The 15,677-nt window shown below is 59.7% G+C and carries 13 protein-coding genes, 1 other RNA gene and 2 pseudogenes; 12 read left to right on the top strand and 4 right to left on the bottom strand.

The features are described from left to right. Positions 1-13 precede the first annotated feature (13 nt). From AYR47_RS11920 to AYR47_RS11935, 3 genes are all read left to right on the top strand, one after another. Complete coding sequence (locus tag AYR47_RS11920) at positions 14-658, top strand: MBL fold metallo-hydrolase (protein ID WP_061435348.1); 645 nt, start codon at positions 14-16, stop codon at positions 656-658. 192 nt (positions 659-850) lie between these two features. Then, positions 851-1,624 carry an OmpA family lipoprotein gene (locus AYR47_RS11925; RefSeq protein ID WP_012722283.1) on the top strand — a complete coding sequence of 258 codons (774 nt, stop codon included), beginning with the start codon at positions 851-853 and terminating at the stop codon, positions 1,622-1,624. Between the two features lie 102 nt (positions 1,625-1,726). Beyond that, positions 1,727-2,949, top strand: a protein-coding gene (locus tag AYR47_RS11935) for an IS3 family transposase (protein WP_167351249.1) whose coding sequence is annotated in 2 segments (ribosomal slippage) — positions 1,727-2,078 and positions 2,078-2,949 — 1,224 coding nt in all. Because the reading frame shifts where the segments join, the coding sequence is not laid out codon by codon here. Between the two features lie 49 nt (positions 2,950-2,998). Here AYR47_RS11935 and AYR47_RS11940 read toward each other — a convergent pair. The 4 genes and pseudogenes from AYR47_RS11940 to AYR47_RS11955 all read right to left on the bottom strand — a co-directional run bounded on the left by AYR47_RS11940 (position 2,999) and on the right by AYR47_RS11955 (position 6,446). Continuing rightward, the gene (locus AYR47_RS11940) at positions 2,999-3,580 is read right to left on the bottom strand and encodes a BON domain-containing protein (protein ID WP_016974948.1); all 582 of its coding nucleotides are present in this window, start codon (positions 3,578-3,580) and stop codon (positions 2,999-3,001) included. Then, a complete protein-coding gene (locus AYR47_RS11945) occupies positions 3,577-4,170 on the bottom strand; it encodes a phosphoheptose isomerase (protein ID WP_007904374.1) in 594 nt (197 codons plus the stop codon). Before AYR47_RS11945 ends, AYR47_RS11940 begins: the two co-directional genes overlap by 4 nt. A gap of 92 nt (positions 4,171-4,262) precedes the next feature. Further along, positions 4,263-4,634: a YraN family protein gene (locus AYR47_RS11950; RefSeq protein ID WP_061435353.1), complete on the bottom strand. Its 372-nt coding sequence runs from the start codon at positions 4,632-4,634 to the stop codon at positions 4,263-4,265. Continuing rightward, positions 4,634-6,446: pseudogene (locus AYR47_RS11955) on the bottom strand (penicillin-binding protein activator). The gene AYR47_RS11950 and the pseudogene AYR47_RS11955 overlap by 1 nt, the downstream one beginning before the upstream one ends. A 176-nt stretch (positions 6,447-6,622) precedes the next feature. On the opposite strand from AYR47_RS11955, the gene rsmI reads away from it, so the two are divergent. From rsmI to mraY, 9 genes and pseudogenes are all read left to right on the top strand, one after another. Then, positions 6,623-7,528 carry a 16S rRNA (cytidine(1402)-2'-O)-methyltransferase gene (gene rsmI, locus AYR47_RS11960; RefSeq protein WP_167351251.1) on the top strand — a complete coding sequence of 302 codons (906 nt, stop codon included), beginning with the start codon at positions 6,623-6,625 and terminating at the stop codon, positions 7,526-7,528. A gap of 96 nt (positions 7,529-7,624) precedes the next feature. After that, positions 7,625-7,978: RNase P RNA component class A (gene rnpB, locus AYR47_RS11965), an RNA gene on the top strand. A 354-nt stretch (positions 7,979-8,332) separates the two neighbouring features. Further along, entirely contained in the window at positions 8,333-8,788 is a 456-nt protein-coding gene (mraZ, locus tag AYR47_RS11970; RefSeq protein WP_003171868.1) for a division/cell wall cluster transcriptional repressor MraZ, read from the top strand. After that, positions 8,785-9,732 carry a 16S rRNA (cytosine(1402)-N(4))-methyltransferase RsmH gene (rsmH, locus tag AYR47_RS11975; protein WP_016974952.1) on the top strand — a complete coding sequence of 316 codons (948 nt, stop codon included), beginning with the start codon at positions 8,785-8,787 and terminating at the stop codon, positions 9,730-9,732. The genes mraZ and rsmH overlap by 4 nt, the downstream gene beginning before the upstream one ends. Beyond that, positions 9,729-10,022: a cell division protein FtsL gene (ftsL, locus tag AYR47_RS11980; protein WP_016974953.1), complete on the top strand. Its 294-nt coding sequence runs from the start codon at positions 9,729-9,731 to the stop codon at positions 10,020-10,022. The genes rsmH and ftsL overlap by 4 nt, the downstream gene beginning before the upstream one ends. Further along, a complete protein-coding gene (locus AYR47_RS11985) occupies positions 10,022-11,764 on the top strand; it encodes a peptidoglycan D,D-transpeptidase FtsI family protein (RefSeq protein ID WP_017738701.1) in 1,743 nt (580 codons plus the stop codon). Before ftsL ends, AYR47_RS11985 begins: the two co-directional genes overlap by 1 nt. After that, on the top strand, positions 11,764-13,227 hold the full coding sequence (locus tag AYR47_RS11990; protein WP_033899455.1) for a UDP-N-acetylmuramoyl-L-alanyl-D-glutamate--2,6-diaminopimelate ligase: 1,464 nt from the start codon (positions 11,764-11,766) through the stop codon (positions 13,225-13,227). Before AYR47_RS11985 ends, AYR47_RS11990 begins: the two co-directional genes overlap by 1 nt. After that, positions 13,220-14,591 (top strand): annotated as a pseudogene (locus tag AYR47_RS11995) (UDP-N-acetylmuramoyl-tripeptide--D-alanyl-D-alanine ligase). Before AYR47_RS11990 ends, AYR47_RS11995 begins: the two are co-directional and overlap by 8 nt. Beyond that, positions 14,591-15,673 carry a phospho-N-acetylmuramoyl-pentapeptide-transferase gene (mraY, locus tag AYR47_RS12000; protein WP_033899470.1) on the top strand — a complete coding sequence of 361 codons (1,083 nt, stop codon included), beginning with the start codon at positions 14,591-14,593 and terminating at the stop codon, positions 15,671-15,673. Before AYR47_RS11995 ends, mraY begins: the two are co-directional and overlap by 1 nt. Positions 15,674-15,677 lie beyond the last annotated feature (4 nt).

The raw sequence follows: 15,677 nt of genomic DNA on the forward strand, positions 1-15,677 counted from the left end.
GACAGGACCCTGAATGGAAACCGCCAAGCCGACCCTCATCCGCGAAACTTTTCCCGTCGGCCCGTTGCAGTGCAACTGCACCATCATCGGCGATCCGATCAGCAAAAAGGCCATCGTGGTCGACCCAGGCGGTAATCATGAGTTGATCCTTACGAGGCTAGATGCCTTGGGATTGAAGGTGGTGAGCATCATCCACACTCATGCCCACCTGGATCATTTCCTGGCGTCCGGCCAGCTGAAAGAGAAGACCGGTGCCACTTTGCATCTGCACAAAGAAGATCAATTCCTTTGGGACAATCTGGAAATGCAATGCCAGATGTTTCGCGTGCCTTATACCCCGGTGCCTTCGCCGGATCGCTGGCTGGAGCATGATGAAGAGTTGGCCTGCGGCTGTGGCGTGGCGTTGCACACCCCAGGCCATACGCCGGGGTCGATGAGCTTCTGGTTTGCCGATGCCAAGCTGCTGATTGCCGGCGACACGTTGTTTCGTCGCGGCATCGGGCGTACGGATTTGTGGGGCGGCGACCAGGCGACCATCGTGCGTTCGATCAAGCAGCGCCTGTACACCCTGGACGAGGGCGCGACGGTGGTGACCGGTCACGGGCCGGATACCCGATTGGGCGATGAAATGCGTGAGAACCCTTTTGTGAGGGCGTGAAGGAATAATTACCCGGCAGAACGCGTTCTATAACAGGCAAGCCTTGTAGCAAAAACTCAGGTCGTGTTCAGCGTGCGTCTGCTACGGTTTCTGTAGCCACGGAATTTTTACCGTTTGTCGCGTTCCAAACTCGGCACAGGTCCATTGCCAATGTCCTTTGCACCATAGAATGCAAAAGTAGGAGCTCCCTTCATGTTCACTTCGCGTCGTCTGCTTGTTGTCGCTACCGTCGTAGCTCTGTTGTCCGGCTGCGCATCACCTAACCCTTATGACGGCAGCAGCCAGGGACAGGCGAGTAATGAATCCGGCGGTATGAGCAAAACCGCCAAGTACGGTGGCCTGGGTGCCCTGGCAGGTGCTTTGGCGGGTGCGGCCATCGACCACAACAACCGTGGCAAGGGCGCACTGATCGGCGCCGTCGTAGCGGGTGCCGGCGCTGCGGGTTACGGCTATTACGCCGACCAGCAGGAAAAGAAACTGCGTGAAAGCATGGCCAACACCGGTGTTGAAGTTCAGCGCCAGGGTGACCAGATCAAGCTGATCATGCCGGGCAACATCACCTTCGCGACCAACTCGGACGCGATCTCCAGCAGCTTCTACCAGCCGCTGAACAACCTGGCCAACTCGCTCAAGCAGTTCAACCAGAACACTATCCAGATCGTCGGCTACACCGACAGCACGGGTAGCCGCCAGTTGAACATGGACCTGTCCCAGCGTCGCGCCCAGAGCGTGGCCAACTACCTGACGTCCCAAGGCGTCAACGGCGCCAACCTGAGCGCCCGCGGTGCTGGCCCGGATAACCCGATTGCCAGCAACGCCGACGTCAACGGCCGTGCCCAGAACCGTCGCGTAGAAGTCAACCTCGGCCCGATCCCAGGCCAGCAGTATGGCCAGCCAGGTGCCCAGCAACAGGCGCCACAACAGAACAACCAGTTCCAGGGCAACCCGTACTCGCAGTACCAGTAAACATTCGCTAATAAAAAAGGGCGCCGTGCGGCGCCCTTTTTTGTGGCTGTGTCCCGTCCTGAATAAGGTTTACGCCTTCTGACCTATCTTCAGGAGGAGTCAATGGATTCGGGCAAAAGGCGGAGCCAGCGTGACTACACGCTAGCCTTTAAATTATCGGTCGTAGACCAGGTCGAAAAGGGCGAGTTGAGTTATAAAGAGGCTCAACGGCGCTACGGCATTCAGGGCCGGTCCACAGTACTGGTCTGGCTACGCAAGCACGGCCGGCAGGACTGGAGCCAAGGCGCGTCAATTCGAGAGCCGAGGAGCAGGTCCATGACCGAGCCAACCCTCCCGCTGACCCCCGAGCAGCGGATCAAAGAGCTCGAAGAACAGCTGGCGCTAAGCAATCAGAAAGCGCAATTCTTCGAAGCCGTCGTGAATGTTCTGAAAAATGACTACGGTGTTTCCGTCGTAAAAAAGCGACCCGGCAAGTCCTCTCGCAAGGGCAAATCCAAGGCCTGAGCATCACGAGGGCTTGCCTGTTTATGAGCATTTCGCGCCAAGCGTATTACCAACGCAATCGGGTTTTCGACGAGAGGGCTCGTCAAGATCAAGAGGTCATGGACTTTGTTCTTGAAAAGCGCCGCCGTCAGCCACGGATAGGCACGCGCAAGCTGCATTACCTGATGAGCGTTGAAGTTGGTGCATCAGTTCGGGTCGGCAGAGACCGCCTGTTTAGCATCCTGCGCAACGCTCGAGAACTGGTTGTACGCAAACGGGCATACCACAAAACGACGGACAGCCATCACCGTTTTCGCCGACACCCTAACCTGCTCAAAGCAGGTCATGAGCAGATAGTGGCCAATAGGCCAGAGCAGGTCTGGGTTGCAGACATCACCTACCTGCCGACACAGGAAAGCGTGGCTTATGTGAGCCTGGTGACAGACGCCTACTCGCGCAAGATCGTAGGCCATCATGTGCATGAGAGCTTGCATACCGAGTCGGTAATCAAGGCGATGGAAAAGGCAGTTGGTGAGCGCCGAAGCACGCTGCCACTGATCCATCACTCAGACCGTGGAGCCCAATACTGCTCTGAGCTTTATCAACGCTTGCACGCTAGTCATGGCGTCAGGTGCTCAATGACCGACGGCTATGACTGCTACCAGAATGCTCTGGCGGAGAGGATAAACGGCATTTTGAAGACCGAGTTCCTGCTGTATCGCCCTAAAAATCTGGCGGACGCAGTGAAAATGGTGGATGAGTCGGTGCTGATCTACAACGGGGAACGGCCACACCTGTCCCTGAAATACAAAACGCCCGATGCGGTGCATCGGGCGTTTTGAGACTGAAACAGGTGTAAACCTATTTCAGGACTAGACACTGTCGTTTCGGTCAGTCGATGTACTCGAACACCTTGACGATTTTCTGTACCCCGGACACACCCTGCACCAAGTTGGCTGCGCGAGTGGCTTCGGCCTGGGTGAGCAGGCCCATCAGGTAGACGATGCCGTTATCGGTCACGACCTTGATGCGCGAGCCAGGGATCGCGTTATCGGTGAGCATCTGCGCCTTGATCTTGGTCGTCAGCAGCGCGTCGTTGCTGATGGCCAGCAGGGTGATCGGGTCCATCACCTGCAATTCGTTGTGCACCTTCTTCACGCGCTGTACAGCGGCGGCGGCTTGTTCGGCCTGGGCCTTGAGGTCGGCGCGTGGCGTCTGGCCGGCGAGCAGTACTACGCCGTTGAAGCTGGTGACCACAATGCGCGAGGCGCCGTTGCCCAGGTCGGTGGCGGCCTTGGCGACGTTGACTTCAACCTTGGTTTCGATCAGCGAGTCATCGATCTTGCTGCCGAAGGTACGGGTGCCCTTGTCATCCTGAATAGGGGTGTCGCGTGTTGCAGTGATGGCCGTGCTGCAGCCGCTGATAGCGAGGCACAGGGTGATGGCCAAAAGGCTCAGGCGGTTAACGGTCATTCTTCACTCCCAAACAGTTGGCTGTCGATCAGATCGCACAGGCAGTGGATCGCCAGCAGGTGGACTTCCTGGATACGTGCGGTGACATTGGCCGGGACGCGAATCTCCACATCTTCAGGCAACAGCAGCGAAGCCATGCCGCCGCCATCGCGCCCGGTCAATGCTACGACAATCATTTCGCGATCATGTGCGGCCTGGATCGCCTGAATAATATTCGCCGAGTTGCCGCTGGTGGAAATCGCCAGCAGCACATCGCCGGGTTGGCCCAGGGCGCGGATCTGCTTGGAGAAAATTTCGTTATAGCTGTAGTCGTTGGCGATCGAGGTAATCGTCGACGAGTCGGTGGTCAAGGCAATGGCCGGCAGGCTAGGGCGCTCACGCTCGAAGCGGTTGAGCAGCTCGGACGAGAAATGCTGGGCGTCGCCGGCCGAACCACCGTTGCCGCACGAAAGCATTTTGCCCTCGTTGAGCAAGGCATTGACCATGACCTGACTGGCTTGCTCGATGTGCGGTGCAAGTACGTCCATCGCCTGTTGCTTGGTGTCGATGCTGGCCTGGAAAAGCTGGCGAATTCGGGATTGCATGTCCATCTGTGTGACCTTAAGTAGCGCGGCTGTTTGGCACAGGAATGTGCAGCCCGCAAAGCAAAGAGCAAAAGTGTGTGGTGAAGATGTCCGGCGAATCAGCTGTCGAAGGCATTTTTCAGCCAGTTCAGATCAGCCTGACCAGACGGTGTGCTTTCTATGGCAACCACATCGAAACGGCAGGGGGCGTCGGCCCAGCGATGCTCTTTTTGCAGGAAAAACTGCGCGGCGAGTATCAGCTTTTGACGCTTGCGCCCGTCAATACTGGCGAGCGCGCCACCCCATTGTGCGTGTTTTCTATAGCGGACTTCGACGAATACTACTGTATCGCCGTCAAGCATGACCAGATCAAGCTCGCCGCGTTTACACAACCAGTTCTGCGCCAGTAGGCGCAGACCCTGTTGTTGCAAGTGTTTCAGAGCTTGTAGTTCGGCGTCCTTGCCGCTTTGTGCGCTGGACCGCTCAGGCATCAGCGCGGGGTGTCCGGCAGGCGCTGGATCTCGCCGCCGACAAACTTGGCCCATGGCATCTGGCGATCAACGCGCTGGTTGGCGCTGATGCCCAGGTTGCCCGACAGGCCTTCAACACGGGTGTCCGGCAGCGCCTTGAGTTGCCCCAGGCGCGGCGCCAGGCGGTAGGCATCGACGCCCATCGCGTACAGGCGGCCGAGGCTGCCATTGGCTTGCGGCCATTGTGCGGCAACCTGGTTGCGCAGTGGGTCGGTGGTGTTGAGCAGCCAAGGGGTTTCGCAGAACATCACGTTGGTCATGTCCAGGTACTGGTTCTTGTCGCCGCTGGCGCTGAACACGTGGGACGTGGCGTACACCGGCACATCGCCGGCATATTGGAAGTTCAGGGTTGGCTTGATCTGCTGGGCCAGTTGCGGCGTCACGGCCAGGAAGATGAACTCGATGTCCTGGCGACGCGAAGGTTGCGCGGCGACGTCGGTGCCGACGGTGCTTTGCAGGCTCTTGGCGCGGCCTTCGCTTTTACGTAGTTGGAACAGGTCGGCAATTTGCTGGGCAAGGGCGACTGGCTGATCGACATACTCGACCCCCATGACCTGGCCGCCATTGGCTTCCCAGTCCTGGCGGAAGGCCTTGTAGACTCGCTCGCCCCATTCGCCACGGGGCACCATTGCAGCCGCACGGTGCAGGCCATCGGCACGGGCGCGGCGCGATACTTCGCGGGCTTCGTCTTCTGCGGCCAAACCGAATTGGAACAGTTGCGCCGGGCTGCGATCAGTCTCGCTGTAGTTCAGCGCCAGGGTGGTGATCGGTAACTGCGGACGTGCGCTGAGCTGTTTGACCAGCGGTTTTTCCAGCGGGGCCGACCACCAGTTGCACGCCGGCCGCCTGGGCCTTGGCGTAGAAGTCGTCGAGGGAGTTGAGGCGCGAGCTGTCATAGAACTCGATGACCGGCGGCTTCTGCCCGGCTTGCTCAGCCTGGTAGTGCGCCGCCATGAAGCCTTCACGCAGTGCCTTGCCGACGGAGGCCAGCGGGCCATCCTGTGGCAGCAGCAGGGCGATCTTGGTCAGGGGCTGGCTCGCCAGTTCCTTGAGCTTGGTCAGTGGCGTTGGCAGTTGCACAGCCGCCGGATGCCCCGGGTTCTGAGCGCGCCAGGTATCGATGGCGGCTTGTTGCTGCTCCAGCGTGCCGGCGCCCTTGACCGCCTGGGCCAGGGTGATCCAGCCGTCGAGCGTCGGGTTGCCGCTGGCTTGCAGCTGTTCAGCCGGCAGGGCGGCAATCAATACCCAGATGGCTTCGTGGTTGCTTTTGGCGGCATCGCCTGTGAGCAGCGGGGCCATGGCCACACGTTCGCGGGCGGCGGCCAGGGTCTGGCCATCCGCTTCATAGGCACGGGCGTGCACGCTGCCGGTGCGGACCTGCTGTTCAGGCGGCAGGTCCTTCAGGCTTTGCAGGCTCGGGTGGTTCAGGGCGGTCAACGCGGCCTTGGGCTGGTTGCGCGCCATGGCCAATTCGGCGGCCAAGGTGCTGGCAAACACTTGCGCGGCGGGCTTGAGGACATCCAGGGGCACCTGCGCAAGAATCTGCGACGAGCGGCCAGGGTTGTTCTGCTTGTAGGCCATGTCTGCCGCACTCAGGCGCAGTAATGCGGCCTTTTCTGGCGTCTTGGCGGTGGTGGCCTGTTCGAGCAGTTGCTCGATACTGGCGTCCGGGGTCCGTGGAAGGTCGCCAAGGCTGGACGAGGGCGAGCTGGCACACGCGGCCAACAAGGCAGCGAGGCAGAGGGCGGAGAGCAGCCGCAGGCAAGCGATCATGTAAGTGTTCCTGATACCGATCAAATTAGCGTGGAATTGTACCCAAGCACTGGCCCAGGCGCGATGTTACTGGCGTGAAACCGTCGATTTAGGTCGTGCAAATGTTGCAGTTGGCGTTAAACGGCTGAAAAGGCATCGGCCGTGATGGCATATTTTCCAGGCGCCTACGCGCTACAATGTCGCTTTTGCCAACCATCGAGGTGTGCGTTTTGACTGCTCCAGGTCCTTTGAATTCCACTGCAGGCTCGCTTTTTGTCGTGGCGACGCCCATTGGCAACCTGGACGACATCAGTGCGCGAGCATTGAAAGTGTTGCGCGAGGTTAAATTGATCGCGGCTGAAGACACCCGTCACTCCCAGCGGTTGATGCAGCATTTTGGTATCAGCACGCCATTAGCGGCTTGCCATGAGCACAACGAGCGCGAGGAAGGCAGTCGCTTTATCGTGCGCCTGCTGGCCGGCGACGATGTGGCGCTGATCTCCGACGCGGGCACGCCGCTGATCTCCGACCCTGGCTACCACTTGGTGCGCCAGGCGCGGGCCGCTGGTATCAATGTAGTGCCTGTTCCGGGTGCGTGCGCGCTGATTGCTGCATTGTCGGCGGCGGGGTTGCCGTCCGACCGTTTCATCTTTGAAGGTTTCCTGCCGGCCAAGGCCGTTGGGCGTCGCGCACGCCTTGAAGCGCTGAAAGAAGAACCCCGCACCTTGATCTTCTATGAAGCTCCGCATCGCATCCTTGAATGCCTGCAGGACATGGAGCTGGTATTTGGCGGCGAACGCCTGGCGCTGCTGGCCCGTGAGCTGACCAAGACCTTCGAAACCCTCAAGGGCCTGCCATTGGAAGAGCTGCGTGCGTTCGTCGAGGGCGACAGCAACCAACAGCGCGGCGAGTGCGTGGTGCTGGTGGCGGGCTGGGCCGCGCCAGAGGACGAAGACGCCGTGGGCAGCGAGGCCATGCGCGTCCTGGACTTGCTGCTCAAGGAGATGCCGCTCAAGCGAGCCGCAGCCCTGGCGGCGGAAATTACCGGCGTGCGCAAGAACCTCTTATATCAAGTGGCGCTGGATAAGCAGAAAGCCGAATAGTTCCGGTGTTAAACCGGTATTGCGTCTGAACGTGATGGCAATTCTGAACTTTTATTACTTGTCCTAAGTCCGCCGTGCCGTTAACCTGCGCGGCGGAGAGTCGATTGGACAGTCGCTGCCCTCTATGAAAATTAGGGGGGGGAGGAAAGTCCGGGCTCCATAGGGCGAAGTGCCAGGTAATGCCTGGGAGGCGTGAGCCTACGGAAAGTGCCACAGAAAATAACCGCCTAAGCACTTCGGTGCCGGTAAGGGTGAAAAGGTGCGGTAAGAGCGCACCGCACGACTGGCAACAGTTCGTGGCTAGGTAAACCCCACTTGGAGCAAGACCAAATAGGGTCCCAAGGCGTGGCCCGCGCTGGGACCGGGTAGGTTGCTAAAGATGTCCAGTGATGGCCATCGTAGACGAATGACTGTTCAAGACAGAACCCGGCTTACAGATCGACTCTCCACCTTTTTCCTTCTGTCCGAATCTCGGGCAGAAAACCGGTAGTAACGCAAGAATCCCTCCCTGCCGAATCATTGGCAGATGCATCTTCGTAATACCAAAAAAATCTTACTCTTAATAAATTACTTTAACTTCGAGCTATAGCTCTTTGAGCTATTTGCGCTTGTTAGGCCAAAAACATCGCCGAACTCTGGTTTCTCCTCCCTTTACGCTCCTAAATCTCCGTTCTGTAAGGCTTTTCCTTGAATCCGCGCCTTGACGGTGTGGTGGGCGCATTCCTATAGTGTGCGCAAGTGGCGGAAAGTGGCACAAAGTGGGTTTTTTGAACGTAAAACGCTAAAATTTGGAGAAGCGCATCTGTGTTTCGCGGAGCTAACGCTATCAGTCTCGATGCAAAAGGCCGTCTCGCCATGCCGAGCCGGTATCGTGACGAGCTGATTTCGCGAAGTTCTGGACAGTTGATCATCACGATCGATGCCGTTGACCCTTGTTTATGTGTTTACCCCCTCGATGAGTGGGAGTTGATTGAAACCAAACTGCGCGCCCTGCCTTCATTGCGTGAAGAGAACCGTCGCCTGCAGCGTTTGCTGATTGGTAACGCCGTCGACCTCGAGTTGGATGGCAGCGGTCGCTTCCTGGTGCCTCCGCGTCTGCGCGAGTACGCCAAGCTGGATAAGCGCGCAATGCTGGTTGGCCAACTGAACAAGTTCCAATTGTGGGACGAAGATGCCTGGGATGCTGTTTCTGCAGCTGACCTGGCTGCTATTCAACAACCGGGCGCTATGCCTGATGAACTGCGTGATTTGATCCTGTGACTATTGATAGCGGCTTTAACCACATCACCGTACTGCTTGACGAAGCCGTTGAGGCTCTCGCCGTACGCGCGGATGGCTGCTATCTGGATGGCACCTTCGGCAGGGGCGGGCATAGCCGGTTGATACTCAGCCAGCTCGGGTCCGATGGCAAACTCCTCGGGTTTGATAAAGACCCTCAAGCGATTGCCACCGGGCAAGCGCTAGCGGCCGAAGACGGCCGCTTTGTCGTTGTGCAGCGCAGCTTTGCCGAACTGGGTGCTGAAGTCGCCGAACGTGGCATGGCGGGCAAGGTGGCCGGGGTTTTGCTCGACCTGGGCGTGTCTTCGCCGCAGCTCGACGACCCGGAGCGCGGCTTCAGTTTCATGAACGATGGCCCGCTCGATATGCGCATGGACCCGACTCGGGGCATCAGCGCAGCGGAATTCATTGCGACCGCGCCCCATGAAGAAATCACCCGCGTGTTCAAGGAGTACGGTGAAGAGCGTTTCGCCGGTCGCATGGCCCGTGCCGTGGTCGAGCGCCGTGAAATCCAGCCGTTCGAACGCACCGCCGACCTGGCCGAAGTGCTGAAGGTCGCCAACCCCGCGTGGGAAAAAGGCAAGAACCCGGCGACCCGTGCGTTCCAAGGCCTGCGCATTCACGTAAACAACGAATTGGGTGACCTGGAGGCCGGCCTTGAGGCTGCCCTCGAGGCGCTGGAAGTGGGCGGTCGCCTTGTCGTGATCAGCTTCCACTCCCTGGAAGACCGTATCGTCAAACTGTTCATGCGTCGCCTGGTCAAGGGTGAGTCCGACAACCTGCCGCGCAACCTGCCGGTGCGTTTCGAAGCCTTTGTGCCGAAAATCAAAATCCATGGCAAAGCGCAGTTCGCTTCCGAAGCCGAACTCAAGGCCAACCCACGTTCCCGCAGCGCCGTCATGCGCGTTGCCGAGAAGCTGCGGTGAGCAAGCTTTTTGCCAAGCCCCTCCCGGGCGGCAGCTTCTTTATGATGCTGCTGTTTGTCGGTGTGCTGGTTTCCGCGATTGCGGTGTCCTACAGCGCCCACTACAACCGTCAACTGCTCAATACCCTGTACGGGGAACTGAGTGTGCGTGACAAGGCACAAGCGGAGTGGGGCCGGTTGATCCTGGAGCAAAGCACCTGGACGGCCCATAGCCGTATCGAAGTGCTGGCCACCGAACAGCTGAAAATGCACATTCCTGGCGCGGCTGAAGTCCGCATGGTGGCGCCATGATGAAACTCGAGGGCGCACTCTACCCCTGGCGCTTCCGCCTGATGCTCGGCTTGCTGGCATTGATGGTGGGTGCGATTGCCTGGCGGATCATCGATCTGCAAGTGGTCGATCGCGACTTCCTGATCGGCGAGGGTAACGCCCGTAGCTTGCGTCATATCCCGATTCCTGCACACCGCGGCCTGATCACCGACCGCAACGGCGAGCCCTTGGCCGTTAGTACCCCGGTGACCACCCTGTGGGCGAACGCAAAGGAATTGCAGGTCGCCAAGGATCGTTGGCCGGCCCTTGCCTCTGCGTTGGGACAAGATCCGAAAGCCTTGGCTGAGCGCCTGGAGGCCCAGGCCAATAAAGAGTTTATCTACCTGGTTCGCGGGCTGACCCCTGAACAAGGCCAGCAAGTGCTCGACCTTAAAGTCCCCGGTGTCTACGGCATCGAGGAATTCCGTCGTTTCTACCCGGCGGGTGAAACCACTGCGCATATGGTCGGCTTCACCGACATCGATGACCATGGCCGTGAAGGCGTGGAACTCGCCTACGATGAATGGCTCGCCGGGGTTCCCGGCAAACGACAAGTCATCAAGGATCGGCGTGGCAGACTGATCAAGGATGTCCAAGTCACCAAAAACGCCAAGGCCGGTAAGCCCTTGGCGTTGTCGATTGACCTGCGCCTGCAATACCTGGCCAACCGCGAGCTGCGTAACGCGATCATCGAAAACGGCGCCAAGGCCGGCAGCCTGGTGATCATGGACGTGAAGACCGGCGAGATCCTCGCCATGGTCAACCAGCCGACCTACAACCCGAACAACCGTCGCAACCTGCAACCGGCGATGATGCGCAACCGCGCGATGATCGACGTGTTCGAGCCGGGTTCGACCATGAAAGCCATCTCCATGAGTGCTGCCCTCGAAACCGGACGCTGGAAGCCCAGCGACAAGGTCGAGGTGTATCCAGGCACCTTGCAGTTGGGCAAATACACCATTCGTGACGTATCGCGCACTGAAGGTCCGGTGCTGGATTTGACAGGTATCCTGATCAACTCCAGTAACGTGGGCATGAGTAAGGTCGCCTTCGATATCGGCGGTGAAACCATCTACCACCTGGCGCAGAAGATCGGTCTGGGCCAGCCCACTGGCCTCGACTTCCCAGGCGAGCGCGTGGGCAACCTGCCGAACTATCGCGACTGGAAAAAGGCCGAGACCGCCACGCTTTCCTACGGTTACGGCCTGTCGGTGACGGCGATCCAACTGGCCCACGCTTTCTCTGTATTGGCGAATAATGGCCGGATGGTTCCGCTGAGCCTGATCCACGTCGACGAAGCACCTAAAGCTACTCAGGTGATTCCGGAAAACGTCGCCAAGACCATGCAAGGCATGCTGCAACAAGTGATCGAAGCACCGCGCGGCGTATTCCGTGCCCAGGTGCCGGCGTATCACGTGGCCGGCAAGTCGGGTACTGCGCGTAAAACCTCGGTGGGCACCAAGGGCTACGCCGAAAACTCCTACCGTTCGCTGTTCGCCGGTTTCGGCCCGATGAGCGATCCACGCTACGCCATCGTCGTGGTGATCGATGAGCCGAGCAAAGCCGGTTACTTCGGCGGCCTGGTATCGGCGCCGGTGTTCAGCAAAGTGATGTCCGGCACCCTGCGCCTGATGAACATCACGCCGGACAACCTGCCGCCGACCCAACAAGCGAACGCCGGACCACCGGCCGCTGCCGTAAAAGCCAATGGAGGGCGCGGCTGATGTCTCTTAGCCTGAACAAGATTTTTGCCCACGCCGGTCGCGATCTACTGATTCGCGAGTTGAGCCTGGACAGCCGTAATGTGCGTGCCGGTGACCTGTTCCTGGCCGTGCCTGGCGGTAAATTCGATGGCCGCGCGCATATCGCGGATGCGTTGCAACGCGGTGCGGCCGCCGTGGCTTATGAAGTGGAAGGCGCCACCGTGCTGCCGATCACCGACGTGCCGTTGATTCCGGTCAAAGGTTTGGCCAAGCAACTTTCGGATATCGCCGGGCGTTTTTATGGTGATCCGAGTCGACACGTCAATCTGGTCGGCGTCACCGGCACCAACGGCAAGACCAGCGTGACTCAACTGATTGCCCAGGCGCTTGACCTGCTGGGTCAGCACTGCGGCATCGTCGGCACACTGGGCACCGGTTTCTACGGCGCGTTGCAAAGCGGCCTGCACACCACGCCGAATCCAATCGCCGTGCAAGCGACCCTGGCCGACCTGAAAAAGGCCGGTGCCAAGGCGGTTGCCATGGAAGTGTCGTCCCACGGTTTGCATCAAGGCCGCGTTGCTGCGTTGGCGTTTGATGTGGCGGTGATGACCAACCTGTCCCGTGATCACCTCGACTACCACGGCACCATGGAAGCCTACGCTGCCGAGAAGGCCAAGCTGTTTGCCTGGAACGACCTCAAGTGCCGCGTGGTAAACCTGGATGACGCATTCGGCCGCCAACTGGCCGCCGAAGACCGTGAATCGCGCCTGATCAGCTACAGCCTGGAGGATTCCAGCGCGTACCTGTACTGCCGCGAAGCCCAGTTCAATGACGAAGGTGTGCGCGCCACACTGGTGACGCCGCAGGGCGAACATCATCTGCGCAGCAGCCTGCTCGGTCGCTTCAACCTGAGCAACACCCTGGCGGCCGTCGGCGCATTGCTCGGTCTGGATTACGCCCTCGACGAAATCCTGCGTGTACTGCCGAAGCTGGAAGGCCCGGTCGGTCGCATGCAGCGCCTGGGTGGCGGCAAGCAGCCGTTGGTGGTGGTCGACTACGCCCACACGCCGGATGCCCTGGAAAAAGTCCTGGTGGCTTTGCGCCCGCACGCCAAAGGCAAGCTGCTGTGCCTGTTCGGTTGCGGCGGTGACCGTGATCGCGGCAAACGCCCGTTGATGGCCGAAATTGTCGAGCGCCTGGCCGATGGCGTGCTCGTCACTGACGACAACCCACGCAGTGAAGACCCGAGCCAGATTTTCGACGACATCCGTGTCGGCTTCAAAGACGTGTCCAAGGCTACGTTTGTCGCCGGTCGCGGTGCAGCCATCGCCCAATTGATCGCCAGCGCTGGTGCTGACGATGTGGTGCTGTTGGCGGGTAAAGGTCACGAGGACTATCAGGAAATCAACGGTGAGCGCCACGCCTTCTCCGATCTGGTCGAGGCCGATCACGCCTTGACCGCCTGGGAGGTCGCCCATGCTTAAAGCAATGAAATTCAGCGAACTGACCGAGGCCTTGTCGGCCCGCGTGTTGTCGAGCGATTGCAGTTTCGACGGCGTCAGTATCGACAGCCGCGCCACCAAGCCAGGGCAATTGTTTGTCGCCCTGGCGGGCCCGCGTTTTGATGGTCACGACTACCTGAATGACGTCGCCGCCAAAGGTGCCGTCGGCGCCTTGGTGCAACGCGAAGTGGTGGATTCCACACTGCCACAACTGCTGGTTGCCGATACTCGCTTGGCCTTGGGTCAACTGGGTGCGCTGAACCGTGCGGCCTTTGACAAGCCTGTTGCAGCCATCACCGGCTCCAGCGGCAAGACCACGGTCAAGGAACTGCTCGCCGGTGTGTTGCGTACACGTGGCCCGGTTCTCGCGACCCGTGGCAACCTGAACAATGATTTCGGCGCTCCGTTGACCCTGCTTGAATTGGCCCCGGAACACACGGCGGCCGTGATCGAGTTGGGCGCATCGCGCGTCGGCGAAATCGCTTACACCGTGGCGCTGACCAAGCCCCACGTGGCGATCATCAATAATGCCGGTACCGCCCACGTTGGCGAGTTCGGTGGCCCGGAGAAAATCGTCGAAGCCAAGGGTGAAATCCTTGAAGGCCTCGATGCCTCGGGCACCGCTGTGTTGAATCTCGACGACAAGGCCTTCGAAACCTGGCGTGTACGCGCCGCCGGTCGCAAGGTCCTGACGTTTGCCGTGCTCAACGCCGCGGCTGATTTCCACGCCTCCAACATTACCGTTGATGCGCGGGGTTGCCCGTCCTTTACCTTGCACACCCCGCAAGGCAATGAACACGTGCAACTGAACCTGCTGGGCAACCATAACGTCGCCAATGCCTTGGCCGCCGCCGCTGCCGCGTACGCCCTGGGCGTGTCGCTGTTCGGTATCGCCACAGGTTTGGGCGCAGTGCAGCCGGTCAAAGGGCGCACCGTGGCGCAGTTGGCCAGCAACGGCATGCGCGTGATCGACGACACCTATAACGCCAACCAGTCCTCCATCTGCGCCGCCATCGACCTGCTCAAAAGCTTCGACGGCCGCAAGGTGTTGGTGCTGGGTGATATCGCCGAGCTGGGTGAGTGGGCCGAACAGTCCCACCGCGACGTCGGCGCCTATGCCGCTGGCAAAGTCGACGCGCTTTACGCCGTCGGCCCGCACATGGCTCACGCTGTCAGCGTGTTTGGCCCCGGCGCTCGCCATTTCGCGACCCAGGCCCGAGCTGATCCAGGCGCTGACGGCGGCTGAACACGATAAACACACAACCATTTTGATCAAGGGATCGCGCAGCGCGGTGATGGAAAACGTCGTCGCGGCCTTGTGTGGCTCAAGTACGGAGAAACATTAATGCTGCTGCTGCTGGCTGAGTATCTGCAACAGTTCCACAAAGGCTTCGCGGTCTTTCAGTACCTGACCCTGCGCGGGATCCTGGGTGTGCTGACCGCGTTGTGTTTGTCGCTGTTCCTGGGGCCGTGGATGATCCGCACCCTGCAGAACCTGCAAATTGGTCAATCGGTTCGTAATGACGGCCCGCAGTCGCACCTGTCCAAGTCCGGCACCCCGACCATGGGCGGCGCGCTGATCCTGTCGTCCATCGGCATCAGCACGTTGCTGTGGGCCGACCTGCACAACCGTTATGTATGGACCGTTCTGTTGGTGACGCTGCTGTTTGGCGCCATCGGCTGGGTGGATGACTACCGCAAAGTGATCGAGAAAAACTCGAAAGGGCTGCCAAGCCGCTGGAAGTATTTCTGGCAGTCGGTGTTCGGCCTCGGCGCTGCGATCTTCCTTTACACCACAGCGCCAAGCGCCGTGGAAACCACTTTGATCATCCCGATGCTCAAGGACGCCAGCATTCCCCTGGGCATCGGCTTCGTGGTGCTGACCTACTTCGTGATCGTCGGCTCCAGCAACGCGGTCAACCTGACTGACGGCCTCGACGGCCTGGCGATCATGCCAACGGTGATGGTCGGCGGCGCGCTCGGCATCTTCTGCTACCTGTCGGGTAACGTGAAATTCGCTGAATACCTGCTGATCCCCTATGTGCCGGGCGCAGGTGAATTAATTGTGTTCTGCGGTGCGCTGATCGGTGCCGGCCTGGGCTTCCTGTGGTTCAACACCTATCCCGCACAAGTCTTCATGGGTGACGTCGGCGCACTGGCGCTGGGCGCGGCCCTCGGCACCATCGCCGTGATCGTTCGCCAGGAAATCGTGCTGTTCATCATGGGCGGTGTGTTCGTGATGGAGACCCTGTCGGTGGTCATCCAGGTGGCCTCCTTCAAATTGACCGGGCGCCGCGTATTCCGCATGGCGCCGATTCACCACCACTTTGAACTCAAGGGCTGGCCTGAGCCACGTGTGATCGTCCGTTTCTGGATCATCACCGTGATTCTGGTGCTGATCGGCCTTGCCACCCTGAAACTGAGGTAGAAAC

Origin of the sequence: Pseudomonas azotoformans, assembly GCF_001579805.1 — a bacterium.
GTDB lineage: Bacteria > Pseudomonadota > Gammaproteobacteria > Pseudomonadales > Pseudomonadaceae > Aquipseudomonas > Aquipseudomonas azotoformans_A.

Excerpts from the sequence above, each read along its gene's own strand:
- AYR47_RS11920 (WP_061435348.1), top strand. The coding sequence starts at position 14 with ATGGAAACCGCCAAGCCGACCCTCATCCGCGAAACTTTTCCCGTCGGC.
- AYR47_RS11925 (WP_012722283.1), top strand. The coding sequence starts at position 851 with ATGTTCACTTCGCGTCGTCTGCTTGTTGTCGCTACCGTCGTAGCTCTG.
- AYR47_RS11940 (WP_016974948.1), bottom strand. The coding sequence starts at position 3,580 with ATGACCGTTAACCGCCTGAGCCTTTTGGCCATCACCCTGTGCCTCGCT.
- AYR47_RS11945 (WP_007904374.1), bottom strand. The coding sequence starts at position 4,170 with ATGGACATGCAATCCCGAATTCGCCAGCTTTTCCAGGCCAGCATCGAC.
- AYR47_RS11950 (WP_061435353.1), bottom strand. The coding sequence starts at position 4,634 with ATGCCTGAGCGGTCCAGCGCACAAAGCGGCAAGGACGCCGAACTACAA.
- rsmI (WP_167351251.1), top strand. The coding sequence starts at position 6,623 with ATGTCGCTTTTGCCAACCATCGAGGTGTGCGTTTTGACTGCTCCAGGT.
- AYR47_RS11985 (WP_017738701.1), top strand. The coding sequence starts at position 10,022 with ATGAAACTCGAGGGCGCACTCTACCCCTGGCGCTTCCGCCTGATGCTC.
- AYR47_RS11990 (WP_033899455.1), top strand. The coding sequence starts at position 11,764 with ATGTCTCTTAGCCTGAACAAGATTTTTGCCCACGCCGGTCGCGATCTA.
- mraY (WP_033899470.1), top strand. The coding sequence starts at position 14,591 with ATGCTGCTGCTGCTGGCTGAGTATCTGCAACAGTTCCACAAAGGCTTC.